At 70.2% G+C, this 14,790-nt stretch carries 17 protein-coding genes; 11 read left to right on the top strand and 6 right to left on the bottom strand.

Features of this window, described 5'->3' with window-relative positions:
• Nucleotides 1-8 precede the first annotated feature (8 nt).
• Nucleotides 9-647, bottom strand: a complete 639-nt coding sequence (locus G8346_RS02105; RefSeq protein WP_166047728.1) for a ParA family protein — start codon at nucleotides 645-647, stop codon at nucleotides 9-11.
• 66 nt (nucleotides 648-713) lie between these two features.
• Nucleotides 714-2,180, bottom strand: coding sequence for a 4-hydroxy-3-polyprenylbenzoate decarboxylase (gene ubiD / locus G8346_RS02100; RefSeq protein ID WP_166047726.1), 1,467 nt, complete (start codon nucleotides 2,178-2,180; stop codon nucleotides 714-716).
• Nucleotides 2,181-2,227: 47 nt separating this feature from the next.
• Here ubiD and dapF point away from each other — a divergent pair, with 47 nt between their 5' ends.
• The 9 genes from dapF (at nucleotide 2,228) to ubiB (ending at nucleotide 10,097) form a co-directional block, all read left to right on the top strand.
• Complete coding sequence (gene dapF, locus G8346_RS02095) at nucleotides 2,228-3,100, top strand: diaminopimelate epimerase (protein WP_166047724.1); 873 nt, start codon at nucleotides 2,228-2,230, stop codon at nucleotides 3,098-3,100.
• The gene (locus G8346_RS02090) at nucleotides 3,097-3,837 is read left to right on the top strand and encodes a DUF484 family protein (RefSeq protein WP_166047722.1); all 741 of its coding nucleotides are present in this window, start codon (nucleotides 3,097-3,099) and stop codon (nucleotides 3,835-3,837) included. The genes dapF and G8346_RS02090 overlap by 4 nt, the downstream gene beginning before the upstream one ends.
• Nucleotides 3,834-4,742: a tyrosine recombinase XerC gene (gene xerC / locus G8346_RS02085; protein WP_166047719.1), complete on the top strand. Its 909-nt coding sequence runs from the start codon at nucleotides 3,834-3,836 to the stop codon at nucleotides 4,740-4,742. The genes G8346_RS02090 and xerC overlap by 4 nt, the downstream gene beginning before the upstream one ends.
• A gap of 31 nt (nucleotides 4,743-4,773) precedes the next feature.
• Nucleotides 4,774-5,304 (top strand): ATP-dependent protease subunit HslV, encoded by a 531-nt coding sequence (gene hslV / locus G8346_RS02080; protein ID WP_166047717.1) that lies wholly within the window; start codon nucleotides 4,774-4,776, stop codon nucleotides 5,302-5,304.
• Nucleotides 5,304-6,653 (top strand): ATP-dependent protease ATPase subunit HslU, encoded by a 1,350-nt coding sequence (gene hslU / locus G8346_RS02075; protein WP_240901242.1) that lies wholly within the window; start codon nucleotides 5,304-5,306, stop codon nucleotides 6,651-6,653. Before hslV ends, hslU begins: the two co-directional genes overlap by 1 nt.
• An 87-nt stretch (nucleotides 6,654-6,740) precedes the next feature.
• Nucleotides 6,741-7,118: a gamma-butyrobetaine hydroxylase-like domain-containing protein gene (locus G8346_RS02070; protein WP_166047715.1), complete on the top strand. Its 378-nt coding sequence runs from the start codon at nucleotides 6,741-6,743 to the stop codon at nucleotides 7,116-7,118.
• On the top strand, nucleotides 7,115-7,867 hold the full coding sequence (gene ubiE / locus G8346_RS02065; RefSeq protein WP_166047713.1) for a bifunctional demethylmenaquinone methyltransferase/2-methoxy-6-polyprenyl-1,4-benzoquinol methylase UbiE: 753 nt from the start codon (nucleotides 7,115-7,117) through the stop codon (nucleotides 7,865-7,867). The genes G8346_RS02070 and ubiE overlap by 4 nt, the downstream gene beginning before the upstream one ends.
• The gene (locus G8346_RS02060) at nucleotides 7,867-8,448 is read left to right on the top strand and encodes an SCP2 domain-containing protein (protein ID WP_166047711.1); all 582 of its coding nucleotides are present in this window, start codon (nucleotides 7,867-7,869) and stop codon (nucleotides 8,446-8,448) included. The genes ubiE and G8346_RS02060 overlap by 1 nt, the downstream gene beginning before the upstream one ends.
• Nucleotides 8,445-10,097, top strand: a complete 1,653-nt coding sequence (ubiB, locus tag G8346_RS02055; RefSeq protein ID WP_166047709.1) for a ubiquinone biosynthesis regulatory protein kinase UbiB — start codon at nucleotides 8,445-8,447, stop codon at nucleotides 10,095-10,097. Before G8346_RS02060 ends, ubiB begins: the two co-directional genes overlap by 4 nt.
• On the opposite strand, the gene G8346_RS02050 is transcribed toward ubiB, so the two are convergent.
• Nucleotides 10,072-10,959: a LysR family transcriptional regulator gene (locus G8346_RS02050; RefSeq protein WP_166047707.1), complete on the bottom strand. Its 888-nt coding sequence runs from the start codon at nucleotides 10,957-10,959 to the stop codon at nucleotides 10,072-10,074. The two genes, ubiB and G8346_RS02050, sit on opposite strands and share 26 nt — an antisense overlap.
• Nucleotides 10,960-11,056: 97 nt before the next feature.
• Between G8346_RS02050 and G8346_RS02045 the strand changes: the two genes are divergently transcribed.
• Both G8346_RS02045 and G8346_RS02040 read left to right on the top strand, forming a co-directional pair.
• On the top strand, nucleotides 11,057-11,929 hold the full coding sequence (locus G8346_RS02045; protein ID WP_166047705.1) for a pirin family protein: 873 nt from the start codon (nucleotides 11,057-11,059) through the stop codon (nucleotides 11,927-11,929).
• A 32-nt stretch (nucleotides 11,930-11,961) separates the two neighbouring features.
• Nucleotides 11,962-12,342: a DoxX family protein gene (locus G8346_RS02040; RefSeq protein ID WP_166047702.1), complete on the top strand. Its 381-nt coding sequence runs from the start codon at nucleotides 11,962-11,964 to the stop codon at nucleotides 12,340-12,342.
• Nucleotides 12,343-12,390: 48 nt separating this feature from the next.
• Here the strand turns inward: G8346_RS02040 and G8346_RS02035 are convergent, their stop codons facing one another.
• From G8346_RS02035 to trpB, 3 genes are all read right to left on the bottom strand, one after another.
• Nucleotides 12,391-12,711: a hypothetical protein gene (locus tag G8346_RS02035; protein WP_166047700.1), complete on the bottom strand. Its 321-nt coding sequence runs from the start codon at nucleotides 12,709-12,711 to the stop codon at nucleotides 12,391-12,393.
• 62 nt (nucleotides 12,712-12,773) lie between these two features.
• Entirely contained in the window at nucleotides 12,774-13,550 is a 777-nt protein-coding gene (gene trpA, locus G8346_RS02030) for a tryptophan synthase subunit alpha (protein ID WP_166047698.1), read from the bottom strand.
• Nucleotides 13,547-14,788 (bottom strand): tryptophan synthase subunit beta, encoded by a 1,242-nt coding sequence (trpB, locus tag G8346_RS02025; protein WP_166048025.1) that lies wholly within the window; start codon nucleotides 14,786-14,788, stop codon nucleotides 13,547-13,549. Before trpB ends, trpA begins: the two co-directional genes overlap by 4 nt.
• Between the last annotated feature and the right edge of the window lie 2 nt (nucleotides 14,789-14,790).

Raw genomic sequence — 14,790 nt, 5'->3', positions numbered from 1 at the left:
TCGCCAGCTCAGGGCCGGCTGGCGGGACTTGCCAGCCAGTCGGTGAGCGGCGCCCACTGCTCCCAGTCCTGCCACGCCAGGTAGTGCGGCAGCTCGAACACGCCGAGCCCGCGGCCGTAGGCGCGCACGTAGTTCTGCGCATCCCGCAGGGTCGCCACGTAGGGCACGCCGAGCTTGCGCAGGTAGGAGTCCAGCTCGTCGAAGCTGAGCGTGTTCTCCTTGATGCGGTTGGCGATGACGGCGATCCGGGCCTGCTGCCGGGCGACGCGGCCGACGTCCAGCAGCTCGGTGATGAAATTCGAGGCCGCGCGCATGTCGATGGCCGACGGCAGCACTGGGATGAGCACCGTTTCGGCGCGGCGCACCAGCTCGGTCAGCTCGCGGCCGTGCGCGCGGGCGGGGGCGTCGATGACCACGACGTCGGCGTTGCGCGGCACGCTGCGCAGCCCCTCTTCATAAGCCGCCACGGCTGCCACCGGCGGCGCATCCGCGGGGCGCAGCCCGGCCCAGTCCATGCTCGAGCGCTGCGGGTCGAAATCCGCCAGGGCCACCTGCGCGCCCCGCGTCGCGTACCAGCTGGCCAGGTTGGTCGCCACGGTGCTCTTGCCGCACCCGCCCTTGGGATTCATCACCAGGATATGCCGCATGCACGTCTCCCCTTCCAGTTGTGCGCGCACGCAAGACTACCACCGCGGCAGCGCGTTATGTTCAATCTAGTCGATGCCCAGCTCCGGCCACAACGCATCGACGCGGGCCTTGACCTCGGGGTCCATGCTGATGGGCCGGCCCCACTCCCGCTGCGTCTCGCCCGGCCACTTGTTGGTGGCGTCGAAACCGATCTTGGAGCCCAACCCGGACACCGGCGAGGCGAAGTCCAGGTAGTCGATCGGCGTGTTCTCGATGATCACCGTGTCGCGCGCCGGATCCATGCGCGTGGTCATGGCCCAGATCACGTCCTGCCAGTTGCGCACGTCGACGTCGTCGTCGGTGACCACGACGAACTTGGTGTACATGAATTGCCTGAGGAAGGACCAGATGCCGAGCATGACGCGCTTGGCATGGCCCGGGTACTGCTTTTTCATGCTCACCACCGCCATGCGGTAGGAGCAGCCCTCCGGCGGCAGGTAGAAGTCCACGATCTCCGGGAACTGCTTCTGCAGGATGGGCACGAACACCTCGTTCAGCGCCACGCCCAGCACCGCCGGCTCGTCCGGCGGCCGGCCGGTGTAGGTGCTGTGGTAGATCGGGTTGTCGCGCCAGCTGACCCGGTCCACGGTGAAGACCGGGAAATCGTCCACCTCGTTGTAGTAGCCGGTGTGGTCGCCGAACGGCCCCTCGGGCGCGGTGTCGCCGGGATGGAGATGACCCTCCAGCACGATCTCGGCGCTGGCCGGCACCTCGAGGTCCGCATGCGAGCACTTCACCACCTCGGTGCGCCCGCCGCGCAGCAGCCCGGCGAAGGCGTACTCCGACAGGGTGTCCGGCACCGGCGTCACGGCGCCGAGGATGGTCGCCGGGTCCGCACCCAGCGCCACCGCCACGGGGAAGGGCTGGCCGGGGTGCTTCTGCTGCCAGTCGCGGAAGTCCAGCGCGCCGCCGCGGTGCGACAGCCAGCGCATGATGAGCCGGTTCTTGCCGATCAGCTGCTGGCGGTAGATGCCGAGGTTCTGGCGCGGCCGCTCGGGGCCCCGGGTGATGACCAGGCCCCAGGTGAGCAGCGGCCCCGCGTCGCCCGGCCAGCAGGTCTGGATCGGCAGCTTCTCCAGGTCCACGTCCGGCCCCTCGACGAAGTTCTGCTGGCAGGGCGCCGAGCGCACCGTCTTCGGCGCCATGTTCAGCACTTGGCGGAAGATGGGCAGCTTGTCCCAGGCGTCGCGCATGCCCTTGGGCGGGTCGGGCTCCTTGAGGAAGGCCAGCAGCTTGCCGACTTCGCGCAGCGCCTCGACCGAGTCCTGGCCCATGCCCAGGGCCACGCGCCGCGGCGTGCCGAACAGGTTCCCGAGCACCGGGATGTCGAAACCCGTGGGCCGCTCGAACAACAGCGCCGGGCCGCCGCGCTTCAGCGTGCGGTCGCAGATCTCCGTCATCTCCAGCACCGGGCTGACCGGTGCGGTGATGCGCTTCAGCTCCCCCTGCTGCTCGAGCAGGCGCATGAAGTCCCTGAGGTCGGTGTATTTCATCCAAGCCACCCTGGTTGCGGCGCGCCCACTATAATTGCGCCCCAGTCATGAGCCAAACATCCGCCAGCGCCGCGCCCCGCACCCTCACCTTCCACAAGATGGTCGGCGCCGGCAACGATTTCGTGGTCGTCGACGCGCGCACGGAGCCCTTCACGCCCGACCCCGCCCTGGTGCGGCGCCTGGCCGACCGCCGCGAAGGCGTCGGCTGCGACCAGCTGCTCGTCATCGGGCCGGCGCCGGACCCCGACACGGCTTTCAGCTACCGCATCTGGAACGCCGACGGCGGCGAGGTCGAGCAGTGCGGCAACGGCGCCCGCTGCCTCGCCCTCCTGTGGGGCACCGAGTTGTCGCCCGGTCGTGCCGAGTTTCGCATGCACAGCGCCGGCGGAGTCGTGGCGGCCCGGTTGCGCGACGGCCACGCGGCCGTGGCCATGGGCGTGCCCGACTTCGAACCGGGGCGCATCCCGCTGCGCGCGGCGGCCGCAGCGGCGCGCTACGAGCTCGAGGCCGCCGGCCGCAGCGTCCGCTTCGGCGCCGTCTCGATGGGCAACCCGCACGCCGTGCTGGTGCTGGACGAACTCGGCTTCGGTGCGGTCGCCACGGCCCCGGTGACGACCCTCGGTCCCGCCATCGAGAGCCACCCGGATTTCCCGCGCCGGGTGAACGTCGGCTTTGCCGAGGTGCGCGACCGCAGCCACGTCGCACTGCGCGTGTGGGAGCGCGGTTGCGGCGAGACCCAGGCCTGCGGCACTGGCGCCTGCGCGGCGGTGGCGGTACTCCGGGACGCCGGCAGGGTAGACTCCCGGGTGAACGTGGACCTGCCCGGCGGCCGACTGGTGGTGGAATGGCAGGGACGCGGCACGCCGGCCTGGCTCAGCGGGCCGTCCAGGAAGGCATTCGAAGGAAGCATCGAGCTGTGAGCAGCACAGAACAGGGCGGCCCGGCCGCCGCGGAACACAACGACCAGGGGGTCGCGGATTACCTGTCCGATCACCCGGATTTTTTCGAGCGCCATGCCGGCCTGCTAGAACAGCTGCGGCTGCCGCATCGCAGCGGTGCGGCCACCGTGTCGCTGGTGGAGCGCCAGGTCAGCGTGCTGCAGGAAAAAAACCGCTCGCTGGAGCGGCGCCTGCGCGAACTGGTCGAGGTGGCGCGCGACAACTCCACCCTGTCAGACAAAATCCATGCCCTCGCCATCCGCCTGCTGCGCGCCGGCGACAGCGACGCTGTTCTCGCGGCCCTGGAAGCCGGGCTGCGCGAAGACTTCGGCGCCAACCAGGCGGTGGTGGTGCTGCTCTACGGCAGCGACGAGACGCTGCCGCCGGAGGGCTCGCGCTTCCTGAAACATGCCCGCCGCGGCGACGCTGCGCTGCGCGCATTCGCCACCTTCATCCAGCAGAACAAGCCGCGCTGCGGCCGCATCCGCGACGTGCAGCGCGAGTTCCTGTTCCCCGGCGAGAGCGCCGTGATCGCCTCCGTGGCGATGGTGCCCCTGGGCGCCGGCTGCGAACAGGGCATGCTGGCCATCGGCAGCAACGACCCACACCGCTTCAACCCCACCATGAGCACAGATTTCCTGGCGCGCATCGGCGAACTCACGGCAGCCGCGCTGGCGGCATCGCGCGAGCGACGGGCGGGCGCTGTCCGCCGCGCATGAACGCTGCCGGTCCCGACCGCGCCTGGCTGGAGAAGTGGCTGGACCACCTGCGCTACGAGCGCCGCCTGTCGGGGCTGACGGTAAAGAATTACCACCGCGACATCGAGGCGCTCTACACCTTTCTCTGCAATGCCGAGGTGCCTGACTGGGGGCGCGTCGACAGCGGCCACGTGCGTTCTTTCGCCGCCCGCCTGCACCGTCGCGGCCAGGCGCCGCGCAGCATCCAGCGACGCCTCGCGGCGGTGCGCAACCTGTTCGCCTTCCTGCTGCGCGAGGGCGTGGTGCAAGCCAATCCCGGCGTCGACATCACCGCGCCCAAGGCGCCCCGGCGGCTGCCGGGCACGCTGGACGCCGACGCCATGGGGCGGCTGCTGGACGTGCGCGGCGACCACCCGATCGCGACGCGCGATCGCGCCATCATGGAGCTGCTGTACTCCTCCGGGCTGCGGCTGGCGGAGCTGGCCGCCCTGGAGACCACGGACGTCGACTTCGGCGAGGGCACCGTGCGCGTCACCGGCAAGGGCGCCAAGACCCGCATCGTGCCGGTGGGCGCCAAGGCGCGCGAGGCCCTGCGCGACTGGATCAAGGTGCGCCCGCAACTCTTGAAGACGCCGAGCAGCGCGATGTTCATCAGCCGCATCGGCCGGCCCCTGTCCATGCGCAACATCCAGGCCCGCGTCGAGCACTGGGCGCGCCGTCTCGGCCTGCCGCAGGGCGTCAGTCCGCACACCTTCCGCCATTCCTTCGCCACCCACCTGCTGGAGTCCAGCGGCGACCTGCGCGCCGTGCAGGAACTGCTCGGCCACGCCGACATCAGCACCACCCAGATCTACACCCACCTTGATTTCCAGCATTTAGCCCGCATCTATGACCAGGCACACCCGCGGGCGCGCAAGCGCCGCTGAGGCGCCCACCCACCCGAACTCCGGAGCCAAGATGGAACAGTTTCGCGGCACCACCATCCTGTCCGTGCGCCGCAACGGCGTCGTCGCCGTCGGCGGCGACGGGCAGGTCTCCATGGGCAACACCGTCATGAAGGGCAACGCGCGCAAGGTGCGCCGCCTGTACGACGGCAAGGTGCTGGCGGGCTTCGCCGGCGGCACCGCCGACGCCTTCACCCTGTTCGAGCGCTTCGAAGCCAAGCTGCAGCAGCACGGCAACCTCACCCGCGCCGCCATCGAGCTGGCCAAGGACTGGCGCACGGACCGCATGCTGCGCCGGCTCGAGGCGCTGCTGTGCGTGGCCGACAAGGAGAAGAGCTTCATCATTTCCGGCAACGGCGACGTCATCGAGCCGGAGGACGACCTCATGGCCATCGGCTCCGGCGGCCCCTTCGCCCAGGCTGCGGCGCGCGCCCTGCTGGAAAACACCGAGCTGGATGCGGCCGCCGTGGTCGAGAAGGCGCTGGGCATCGCCGCCGACATCTGCGTCTACACCAACCGCCACCTGACGATCGAGACCCTGTGATGACCACCACCCCCATGACCCCGCGCGAGATCGTGCAGGAACTCGACAAGCACATCGTCGGCCAGGAGGCCGCCAAGCGCGCCGTCGCCATCGCCCTGCGCGACCGCTGGCGCCGCATGCAGATTGACGAGCCGCTGCGCTCCGAGATCACGCCCAAGAACATTCTCATGATCGGCCCCACCGGCGTGGGCAAGACCGAGATCGCGCGCCGGCTGGCGAAGCTGGCGCGCGCCCCCTTTATCAAGGTCGAGGCCACCAAGTTCACCGAGGTCGGCTACGTCGGGCGCGAGGTGGACAGCATCATCCGCGACCTCGCCGACGCCGCGGTGAAGATGACCCGCGAGCAGGAGATGGACCGCGTGCGCCACCGCGCCGAGGACTCTGCCGAGGAGCGCGTGCTGGACGCCCTGCTGCCGGGCACGAAGTCCGGCTGGGAAGCGAAGGGCGACGACGTCGACGCCGCGCGCGGCGCCGAGACGCGGCAGAAGTTCCGCAAGATGCTGCGCGAGGGCCGCCTCGACGAGAAGGAGATCGAGGTCGAGGTGAGCGCCGCACCGGCGGGCGTGAACATCATGGCGCCACCCGGCATGGAAGAGATGGCGAACCAGCTGCAGGGCCTGTTCAGCAACATGGGCCGGCGCAGCAAGCCGCGCAAGCTCAAGGTGCGCGACGCCATGAAGCTGCTGGTGGACGAGGAAGCCGGGCGCATGGTCAACGACGAGGAGATCAAGCTCAAGGCGATCACCAACGTCGAGCAGAACGGCATCGTGTTCATCGACGAGATCGACAAGGTCACCCGCCGCGAGGGCGCCATGGGCTCCGGCGCCGACGTGTCGCGCGAAGGCGTGCAGCGCGACCTGCTGCCGCTGGTCGAGGGCTGCACCGTGAGCACGCGCTACGGCATGGTGCGCACCGACCACATCCTGTTCATCGCCTCCGGCGCCTTCCACCTCGCCAAGCCCGCGGACCTGATCCCCGAGCTGCAGGGCCGCCTGCCGATCCGTGTCGAACTGGACGCCCTCAGGGCGGACGACTTCGTGCGCATCCTGACCGAGCCGGACCACTCGCTGACGGTCCAGTACCAGGCCCTGATGGCCACCGAGGGCGTGAAGCTTGGCTTCACTGCCGACGGCGTCAAGCGCATCGCGGAGATCGCCGACCAGGTGAACGAGCGCTCCGAGAACATCGGCGCCCGGCGCCTGCACACGGTGCTGGAGCGGCTGCTGGACGCCGTCTCCTACGAGGCGGCGGACCGCGAGGGCACGGAGGTGGTCGTCGACGCCGCTTACGTCGAGCAGGCGCTGGGCGAACTGGCCGCCGACGAGGACCTGTCGCGCTATATCCTTTGATTCGCCGGGACTGCCGTCGTCGGGGACCGTCCCCACGCTGCATTCAGTTAAAATGGCGGTCTTTTTCCGCCCCAGCACGGTGACGCCATGAGCGCTGAGATCCCAAGCCCGTCCGCCATCCGCATGCACCGCAAGTCGCGCGTGCTCCAGGTCGACTGGGAGGACGGCACCTCCTTCAACCTGCCCTGCGAGTACCTGCGGGTGTTCTCGCCCTCGGCCGAGGTGCAGGGACACGGTCCCGGCCAGGCGGTCACGCTGGTAGGCAAGGAAAAAGTGAGCATCGCGGCCATCGAGCCGGTGGGCAACTACGCGGTGAAACTGATCTTCGACGACAAGCACGACTCGGGGTTGTTCTCCTGGGCCTACCTGCACTGGCTCGGCGCCAACTACGACGAGAACTGGGCCACCTACCTGGAGCGCTGCGCGGAAGTCGGTTACAAGCGCAAGGACGTCCCGGCCGGATGAGCGCCGACAAGGACACGACGCACTTCGGCTTCACCGAGGTGCCGGTGGCCGAAAAGGCCCGCAAGGTGCGCGGCGTGTTCGACTCCGTGGCCGCGCGCTACGACGTCATGAACGACCTGATGTCGCTCGGCATCCACCGCGCCTGGAAGCGCTTCACCGTGGAGAAGGCCGGGCTGCGGCCGGGCATGGAAGTGCTCGACCTGGCCGGCGGCACCGGCGACCTGGCCGCCCTGATGGCGCCGCGCGTCGCGCCCGGCGGCAAGGTGGTGCTGTCGGACATCAACGAGGCCATGCTGTCGCGCGGCCGCGAACGCATGCTGGATCGCGGCCTCGCCGGCGACCAGGTGGAATACTGCCTCGCCGACGCCGAGCGGCTGCCTTTCGTGGGCGAGCGTTTCGACGTCGTCACCATCGCCTTCGGCCTGCGCAACGTGACCCACAAGGAAACGGCGCTGGGCGAGATGTTCCGCGTGCTCAAGCCCGGCGGCCAGCTGCTGGTGCTCGAGTTCTCGCGCCCGGTGCCGGCGCTGGCGCCCGCCTACGACCTGTATTCCTTTCGCGTGCTGCCCGCCATCGGCAAGCTGGTGGCCGGCGACGCGGACAGCTACCGCTACCTCGCCGAATCGATCCGCATGCACCCCGACCAGGACACGCTGCGCGCCATGATGGCGGCGCAGGGCTTCGAGGACTGCCGCTACCACAACCTCACCGGCGGTATCGTCGCGCTGCACCGCGGCTGGAAGTACTGATGTTCGGGCCGCTGGAAAGCCTGCTGAATCGCGGCATCCGCGGCTCCACCGACGCCACCCGGCGTTGCCGCGAGCTGGCAGGCCGCAGCTTCCGCATCGAGCTCGACGGCCTCAACCTCGGCCTGACGCTGGTCTCGCGCGGGGACCACGTATCGCTGTCGCGCACGGACACAGCGGACGCCTGCCTCAGCGGCTCGCCCGGCGCGCTCGCCCGGCTCGCCGCCAGCGGCGACGAGGGACTGCTGCGCAGCCGCGCCGTGCGCATCAGCGGAGACCCGCTGGTGGCGAAGGATTTTCGCGACCTCATCGACATCGCCGCGCCCGACTTCGAGGAAGAGCTGGCGCGGCTGGTGGGCGACGTGACGGCACGCCAGGCCGGCAACCTGCTGCGCGGGCTCGGCAGCTGGGGCCGGGATGCCGCCGACCGGCTGTCGCGCACCGTGGCCGAGTACCTGCAGGAGGAGAGCCGCGACCTGCCGGCGCGCGCCGAGGTGGAAGCCTTCCTCGACCGCGTCGACCGCCTTGCGGAAGACGTCGCCCGGGCCGAGGCGCGCCTGCGCCGGCTGGAGCAGGTGCGGTGATCCGACCGCGCCAGGTGTGGCGGATGCTGCACATCCAGCGCGTGCTGCTGAAGCACGGCCTGGATGAGCTGGTCAGCGCCACGCACCTGTTCCGGCCCGTCGCCTGGCTGCGCCGGATCCCGGGGCTCGGTATCAGCAAGGCGGCGCGCGCCCGGCCCATGGGGGTGCGCATCCGCGAGGCCATGGTCGAACTGGGGCCGATTTTCGTCAAGTTCGGCCAGGCCCTGTCGACGCGGCGCGACCTGCTGCCGCGCGAGATCGCCGACGAGCTGGCGAAACTGCAGGACCGGGTGCCGCCGTTCCCGGCCGAGGAAACGCATCGCCAGCTCGCCGCGGCCTACAAGCGCCCGCTCGAGGAGCTGTTCGCGCGTTTTGACGACGAGCCGCTCGCGGCCGCCTCCATCGCCCAGGTGCACACGGCATGCCTGCCGGACGGACGCGAGGCCATCGTAAAAGTGCTGCGCCCCGGCGTACGCGCACAGATCCGGCGCGACGTGGACGTGCTGCACGCGCTGGCCGGGCTGGCCGAGCGTTACTGGAGCGAGGCGCGCCGGCTGCGGCCGCGCGAAGTGGTGCGCGAGTTCGACAACACCCTGATGAACGAACTGGACCTGATGCGCGAAGCGGCCAATGCCGCGCAGCTCAGGCGCAACTTCGAGGGCTCGCCGCTGCTCTACGTGCCCGAAGTGTACTGGGACTGGTGCCGGCCGGGCGTGCTGGTGATGGAGCGCATCCACGGCATCAACATCGGCCAGACCGCGCGCCTGCACGAGGCCGGGATCGACATGCGCCGCCTCGCCGCCAACGGCGTCGAGATCTTTTTCACCCAGGTGTTCCGGCACAACTTCTTCCACGCCGACATGCACCCGGGGAACATTTTCGTCAACCCCGAGAATCCCGCCCAGCCGCAATACATCGCCGTGGACTTCGGCATCGTCGGCAGCCTCAGCGCCAGCGACCAGCAATACCTGGCGGAGAGTTTCCTCGCCTTCTTCAAGCGTGATTACCAGCGCGTGGCGCGGCTGCACGTCGAATCCGGCTGGCTCGCGCCCGGCACGCGCATCGACGAGGTGGAGTCGGCTTTCCGCACCGTGTGCGAACCGATTTTCAACAAGCCGCTGAAAGACATTTCCTTCGGCCAGTTCCTGGTGCGCCTGTTCACGGTGGCGCGCCAGTTCGAGATGGAAGTGCAACCGCAGCTGATACTGCTGGAGAAGACCCTGCTCAATGTCGAGGGCCTGGGCCGCGAACTCTACCCCGACCTGGACCTGTGGGAGACGGCGCAGCCGATCCTCGAGGAGTGGATGCGCGAGCGCGTCAGCGGCCGCGCCATCGTCGAGCGCCTGCGCGAGCAATTGCCGGAGGTCGGCGAGACCATCCAGGAACTGCCGCAGGCCCTGCACGCCATCCTGCAGCGTGCGGCCGCGGGGAAGTTGCAGGTCGAGGTGAAGCATCCGGGCCTCGAGCCGCTGCGGGCCGAGCTGCGCGCGGGGCGACGGCAGCGCTGGCGCAGCAGTGCCGGCGGCGCGCTGCTGATCGGCGGCGTCCTCTGGCTCGGACTGCAAACCACGCCACCGGCCGCCGGCTGGGCGCTGCTCATCGCCGGCCTCGCGCTGTTCCTGCTCAGTCGGCCGGGCAGCTCTTCCTGAGGCAGTCCGCCAGCGCCCGCGTGGCGGGCCCGGCGTCGTCGCGATCGGCGAACACCAGGTAAAGCTCGTGGTGCCGCACGCCGCCCTCCAGCAGGGGCAGGGCGCGCAGGCTGCCGTCCGCCAGGCGGGCCTCGATGCGGTGGCGCGGCAACCAGGCGAAACCCATCCCGCGCGCCACGGCCTCCAGCGAGGTCGACAGGTGGCTGACCGTCCAGCGCTGCTCGGCTTCCAGCCAGCCCGCATCGCGGCTTTCCCGCACGCCCGAGTCGCGCACCACCAGTTGGCGATGCTGGCGCAGGTCCCGCTGCGTCAGCGGCCGCCCGACCTGGTGCAGCGGGTGGTCCGGGTGCGCCACGGCGACGAACTCCACCGTGACCAGCGGGTCGCCGAGAAAGCCGGGTGGCACCCAGGCGGTGATGGCCAGGTCGGCGGCGCCGTTGAACAGTTGCTCGGTGGTGCCCGAGAGCACGGACTCGATCAGCTCGACCCGCGTCGTCCCGGTGAGCCGGGCAAAAGCATCCAGGCTGTGCAGCAGTCGCTCCTGGGGAAAAATCACTTCCACCGCCAGGGTCACCACGGCTTCCCACCCGCGCGCCAGCGCACCCGCCGCGCGCTCGAGCGCCACCGCTTCATCCAGCAGGTGGCGCGAGCGGCGCAGCAGCTCCCGTCCCGCCCGGGTCAGCACCGCGCGCCGGCCGTCGAGCTCGAGCAGCTCGACGCCGAGGCCGGCTTCCAGCCGCCGGATGCCGTAGTTAACGGTCGAGACTGACTTTGACAGCGCCTCGGCTGCCCCGGCGTAGCCGCCATGGTCGACCACGGCCTGGAGCATGCGCCACTGCTCCAGCGTGACGCGCGGCCTCATTTCGATTTAATCGAACACATAAGGCGAGATTTTGCCATTTATCTTCGAATTGGTCGAAGTTAATGTGCACGCAAGTTCACTCCCGGGGGACAACCCAATGACTCATCGCCACATTCGACACCTGCTGCAGGGGCGCCCCGCATCCGACGGCGCCGGCGTCCGGATCGTGCGCATCGTCGGCCACGGGCAGCACGACATGGACCCGTTCCTGATGCTCGACGAGATCCGTTCCGACAAACGCGAGGATTTCGTCGCCGGCTTCCCTTCCCACCCCCACCGCGGCATCGAGACCCTGACCGTGATGCTGGAGGGCGGCTTCGAGCACCGCGACCACATGGGCCACCGCGCGGCGATCCGTGCCGGCGGCGCGCAATGGATGTCGGCCGGCCGCGGCGTCATCCATTCCGAGATGCCGCTGCCCGGCGAGGGACGGATTCACGGCTTCCAGCTGTGGATCAACCTGCCGGCCGCCGACAAGCTGCGCGCGCCCGGCTACGCCCAGGCCGAGGCAGCCGAATTGCCGGAAGTCGCTTTCGCCGCGGGCCGGCTGCGCGTGCTGGCCGGACGTTACGGCGACGCCGTCTCGCCGATCGCCGACCCTGCGTGCGAGGCCGCGGTGCTGGACCTGCGGCTCGAACCCGGCGGCCGCTTTGCATGGACGCCGCCCGCCGGGCATCGCGCACTGGTGCGGCCCTTCCACGGCGGCGTGCGCATCATCGGCGCTGACGGCGGCGAGACGCATGTGGCCAGCGGGCGCATGGCCGTCCTCGAGGGCGACGGGGAAATCACGCTCGCGGCCGACAGCGGCGACGCGTCATCCGGCGAGCGTTCCGGCAGCGGCATGCTGCTGCTCTCCGGCCGGCCGCTCGGCGAGCCCATCGTGCAGTACGGCCCCTTCGTCATGAACACGACGGAAGAGATTCGCCAAGCCATCCGCGACTACCAGTCAGGCGCGCTTGTCGCGAACTGAATACCAAGCACCAACACCTGAGGAGAAAAACCATGACCAAGCTGCAACCCTGGGCCGACCTGGCCGCGCGAGTCGCCCTGGCGGCGCTGTTCATCATCGCCGGGCTCGGCAAGATCGGCGGCTACGAAGGCACCGCCGGCTACATGCAGTCGATGGGCGTGCCCGGCGTCCTGCTGCCGCTGGTGATCGCGCTGGAAATCGTCGGCGGGCTCGCCATCGCGGTCGGCTACCGCACCCGCCTGGTCGCCTTCCTGCTGGCCGGCTTCTCGGTCCTGTCCGGGCTGATATTCCACAGCCCGCTGGATCCGAACGAGCAGACCCAGTTTCTTAAGAACCTGGCCATTGGCGGCGGCTTCCTGTTGCTGGTGGTGCACGGCGCCGGACGCTATTCGCTGGACGCACGTCGCCGCTGAAGTGCGGGCGCGCCGGGCAGGGACGCCCGGCGGCCGTGACGAGAAAAGTCAGTCGCGCACGGCGTCGAAACCCAGCACGGGCTCGTCGCCGATCACTTCCGCGCTCATGGAGACGCCGGCCGGCACCAGTTGCCAGTCGCCCGGCCCGAGCAGGCGCTCCTCGCCCTCGATCATGACCCTGAGCAGCCCCGAGAAAACCACGTCGATGCGGGACTCACAGGGACAGTGGGCTTCGAACCTGGTGCCCGGCGCAAGCATATGCATGGTGACGCGGAACCCCTCCGCTTCGAGCCTGGCCTGCAGGCGCAGCAATACGCCCAGCCCGGCATCGCGGGGTTGGGGGGCGGGGGCTCGGCGGGCGCGTTTCATGCCTCGAGTTTAGGCCGGTCGCGAGCCGCTGTCGTGCCGCATTGCGGCAGCGTGCAGCGTGGTCAGCCGGCCGGGCGCAAAGCCGCCAGGAAGGCCGCCGGCGACTCGCCCCGCTCCAGCGCTTCCACCAGCGCCGAACCGACAATGACACCCGGCACGATCGCGCCCAGCGCCTTGACCTGCTCCGCGCTGCGCACGCCGAAACCGGCGCATACCGGCACCGGCGATTTCGCCGCGACGCCCGCAAGGTATGCCTGCAGGCCTTCGCCGGCCGCCTTGGCGCCGCCGGTGATTCCGGTGACGTTGACCGCGTAGAGGAAGCCCCGCGTCGCGCGCGCGGCTGCCTCGACCCGCACCGGCGGGGTCACCGGGCTCACCAGGTGAATCAGCGCCAGCCCCGCGGCGGCGAGCGCCTCGTCCAGCGGCTCGCTCTCGTCCAGCGGCAGGTCCGGCACGATGAAGCCCGCCACCCCGGCGGCGAGCGCGCGCTCGGCGAGGCGCTCGTAGCCCATGGCCAGCAACGGGTTGAGGTAGCTCATGAGCACCACCGGGGCCGCAGGCTTCGGCTCCATGGCGGCAATCTCGTCCAGGATCCACGACAGCGTCACGCCCTGCTCGATGGCGCCGCGGCTGGCGCGCTGGATGGTCAGGCCGTCCGCCATGGGATCGCTGAAGGGCACGCCGACCTCGACCACGTCGGCCGCCTCAGCGACCTCGGCCAGGGTCGCGCGGAAGCGCGACTTGTCCGGATAGCCGGCGGTGATGAAAGCCACCAGCGCCGTGCGGCCCTCTGCTCCTGCCGCGCGGATCGCGGCGCTGACCTGCTCGTGCGGCTTCATCGCGCGCCCCCCTTGGGAAACTTCGCCAGCGTCGGCATGTCCTTGTCGCCGCGGCCCGACAGCCCGAGCAGGATGCGCTTGCCCGGGTTGTCCCGCGCCCAGCGCTTCGCCCCGGCGAAGGCGTGCGCCGTTTCCAGCGCCGGCAGGATGCCTTCCAGCTCGCAGCACTCGTCCAGCGCGTTGAGCGCGTCGACGTCGCCGGCATACTCGTAGCGCACGCGCCCGATGGTGTGCAGGAAGGCATGCTCCGGCCCGACACCCGGGTAGTCCAGGCCGGCGGAGACGCTGTCCGTCTCGTAGATCTGGCCGTCGTCGTCGGACAGCAGCAGCGAGTAAGTGCCGTGCAGCACGCCGGGGCGGCCGAAGCTGATGGTCGCGGCGTTCTCGCCCAGCCCGGCGCCACGGCCGCCGGCCTCGATGCCGAGGATCTCCACCGAGGGATCGCCCAGGAAGCCATGGAACAGCCCGATGGCGTTGCTGCCGCCGCCGACGCAGGCCACCACCAGGTCCGGCAGCCCCCCGGCGCGCTCGATCACCTGGCTGCGCGCCTCGCGCCCGATCACGGCATGCATTTCGCGCACCAGGTAGGGATAGGGATGCGGTCCCACCACCGAGCCCAGGAGGTAGTACGTGCCCTCTGGATCGGAGACCCAGTCGCGCAGCGCCTCGTCGATGGCCGCACGCAGCGTGCGGTCGCCGCTCGTCACCGGCACCACCTCGGCGCCGAGCCGGCGCATGCGCTCCACGTTCAGCACCTGGCGCTCGCAGTCGATCTCGCCCATGTAGACCAGGCAGGGCAGGCCGATACGGGCACAGGCGGCGGCCGAGGCGACCCCGTGCTGGCCGGCGCCGGTCTCGGCCACCACCCGCTTCGCACCCAGCATCTTCGCCAGCATCGCCTGGCCCAGGGCGTTGTTGATCTTGTGCGCGCCGGTGTGCGCGAGGTCCTCGCGCTTCAGCCATACCTCCGCGCCCCAGGCCTCCGAAAGCCGGGGCGCCGGCGTGAGCGCGGTCGGGCGCCCCACCCAGTCGCGCAGCTCGGCACCGAGACACGCCTGGAACTCCGGGGAATGGAGGTGCTCGGCGACACCGGCCTGCAGCCGGTCCAGCGCCGGCACCAGCGTCTCGGGCACGTAGCGCCCGCCCCAGGGGCCGAAGCGCCCGCGCGCATCGGGGAAACGCCCGTCCAGCAGCGCCTCCAGCTGGGCCGCGTGGTCCTGTTCCTGCCTTGCCGTCATGT

The organism is Thioalkalivibrio sp. XN279 (assembly GCF_011089885.1).
In the GTDB taxonomy this organism is placed as follows: Bacteria; Pseudomonadota; Gammaproteobacteria; order Steroidobacterales; family XN24; genus XN24.
Note: the sequence above shows the minus strand (reverse complement) of the source record. Positions and strands in the feature narration are given on the sequence as shown.

Bases quoted from the DNA above. Each gene is read 5' to 3' on its own strand.
- G8346_RS02105 (WP_166047728.1), bottom strand. From the start codon at position 647: ATGCGGCATATCCTGGTGATGAATCCCAAGGGCGGGTGCGGCAAGAGC.
- ubiD (WP_166047726.1), bottom strand. From the start codon at position 2,180: ATGAAATACACCGACCTCAGGGACTTCATGCGCCTGCTCGAGCAGCAG.
- dapF (WP_166047724.1), top strand. From the start codon at position 2,228: ATGAGCCAAACATCCGCCAGCGCCGCGCCCCGCACCCTCACCTTCCAC.
- xerC (WP_166047719.1), top strand. From the start codon at position 3,834: ATGAACGCTGCCGGTCCCGACCGCGCCTGGCTGGAGAAGTGGCTGGAC.
- hslV (WP_166047717.1), top strand. From the start codon at position 4,774: ATGGAACAGTTTCGCGGCACCACCATCCTGTCCGTGCGCCGCAACGGC.
- hslU (WP_240901242.1), top strand. From the start codon at position 5,304: ATGACCACCACCCCCATGACCCCGCGCGAGATCGTGCAGGAACTCGAC.
- G8346_RS02070 (WP_166047715.1), top strand. From the start codon at position 6,741: ATGAGCGCTGAGATCCCAAGCCCGTCCGCCATCCGCATGCACCGCAAG.
- ubiE (WP_166047713.1), top strand. From the start codon at position 7,115: ATGAGCGCCGACAAGGACACGACGCACTTCGGCTTCACCGAGGTGCCG.
- G8346_RS02060 (WP_166047711.1), top strand. From the start codon at position 7,867: ATGTTCGGGCCGCTGGAAAGCCTGCTGAATCGCGGCATCCGCGGCTCC.
- G8346_RS02050 (WP_166047707.1), bottom strand. From the start codon at position 10,959: ATGAGGCCGCGCGTCACGCTGGAGCAGTGGCGCATGCTCCAGGCCGTG.
- G8346_RS02045 (WP_166047705.1), top strand. From the start codon at position 11,057: ATGACTCATCGCCACATTCGACACCTGCTGCAGGGGCGCCCCGCATCC.
- G8346_RS02040 (WP_166047702.1), top strand. From the start codon at position 11,962: ATGACCAAGCTGCAACCCTGGGCCGACCTGGCCGCGCGAGTCGCCCTG.
- G8346_RS02035 (WP_166047700.1), bottom strand. From the start codon at position 12,711: ATGAAACGCGCCCGCCGAGCCCCCGCCCCCCAACCCCGCGATGCCGGG.
- trpA (WP_166047698.1), bottom strand. From the start codon at position 13,550: ATGAAGCCGCACGAGCAGGTCAGCGCCGCGATCCGCGCGGCAGGAGCA.
- trpB (WP_166048025.1), bottom strand. From the start codon at position 14,788: ATGACGGCAAGGCAGGAACAGGACCACGCGGCCCAGCTGGAGGCGCTG.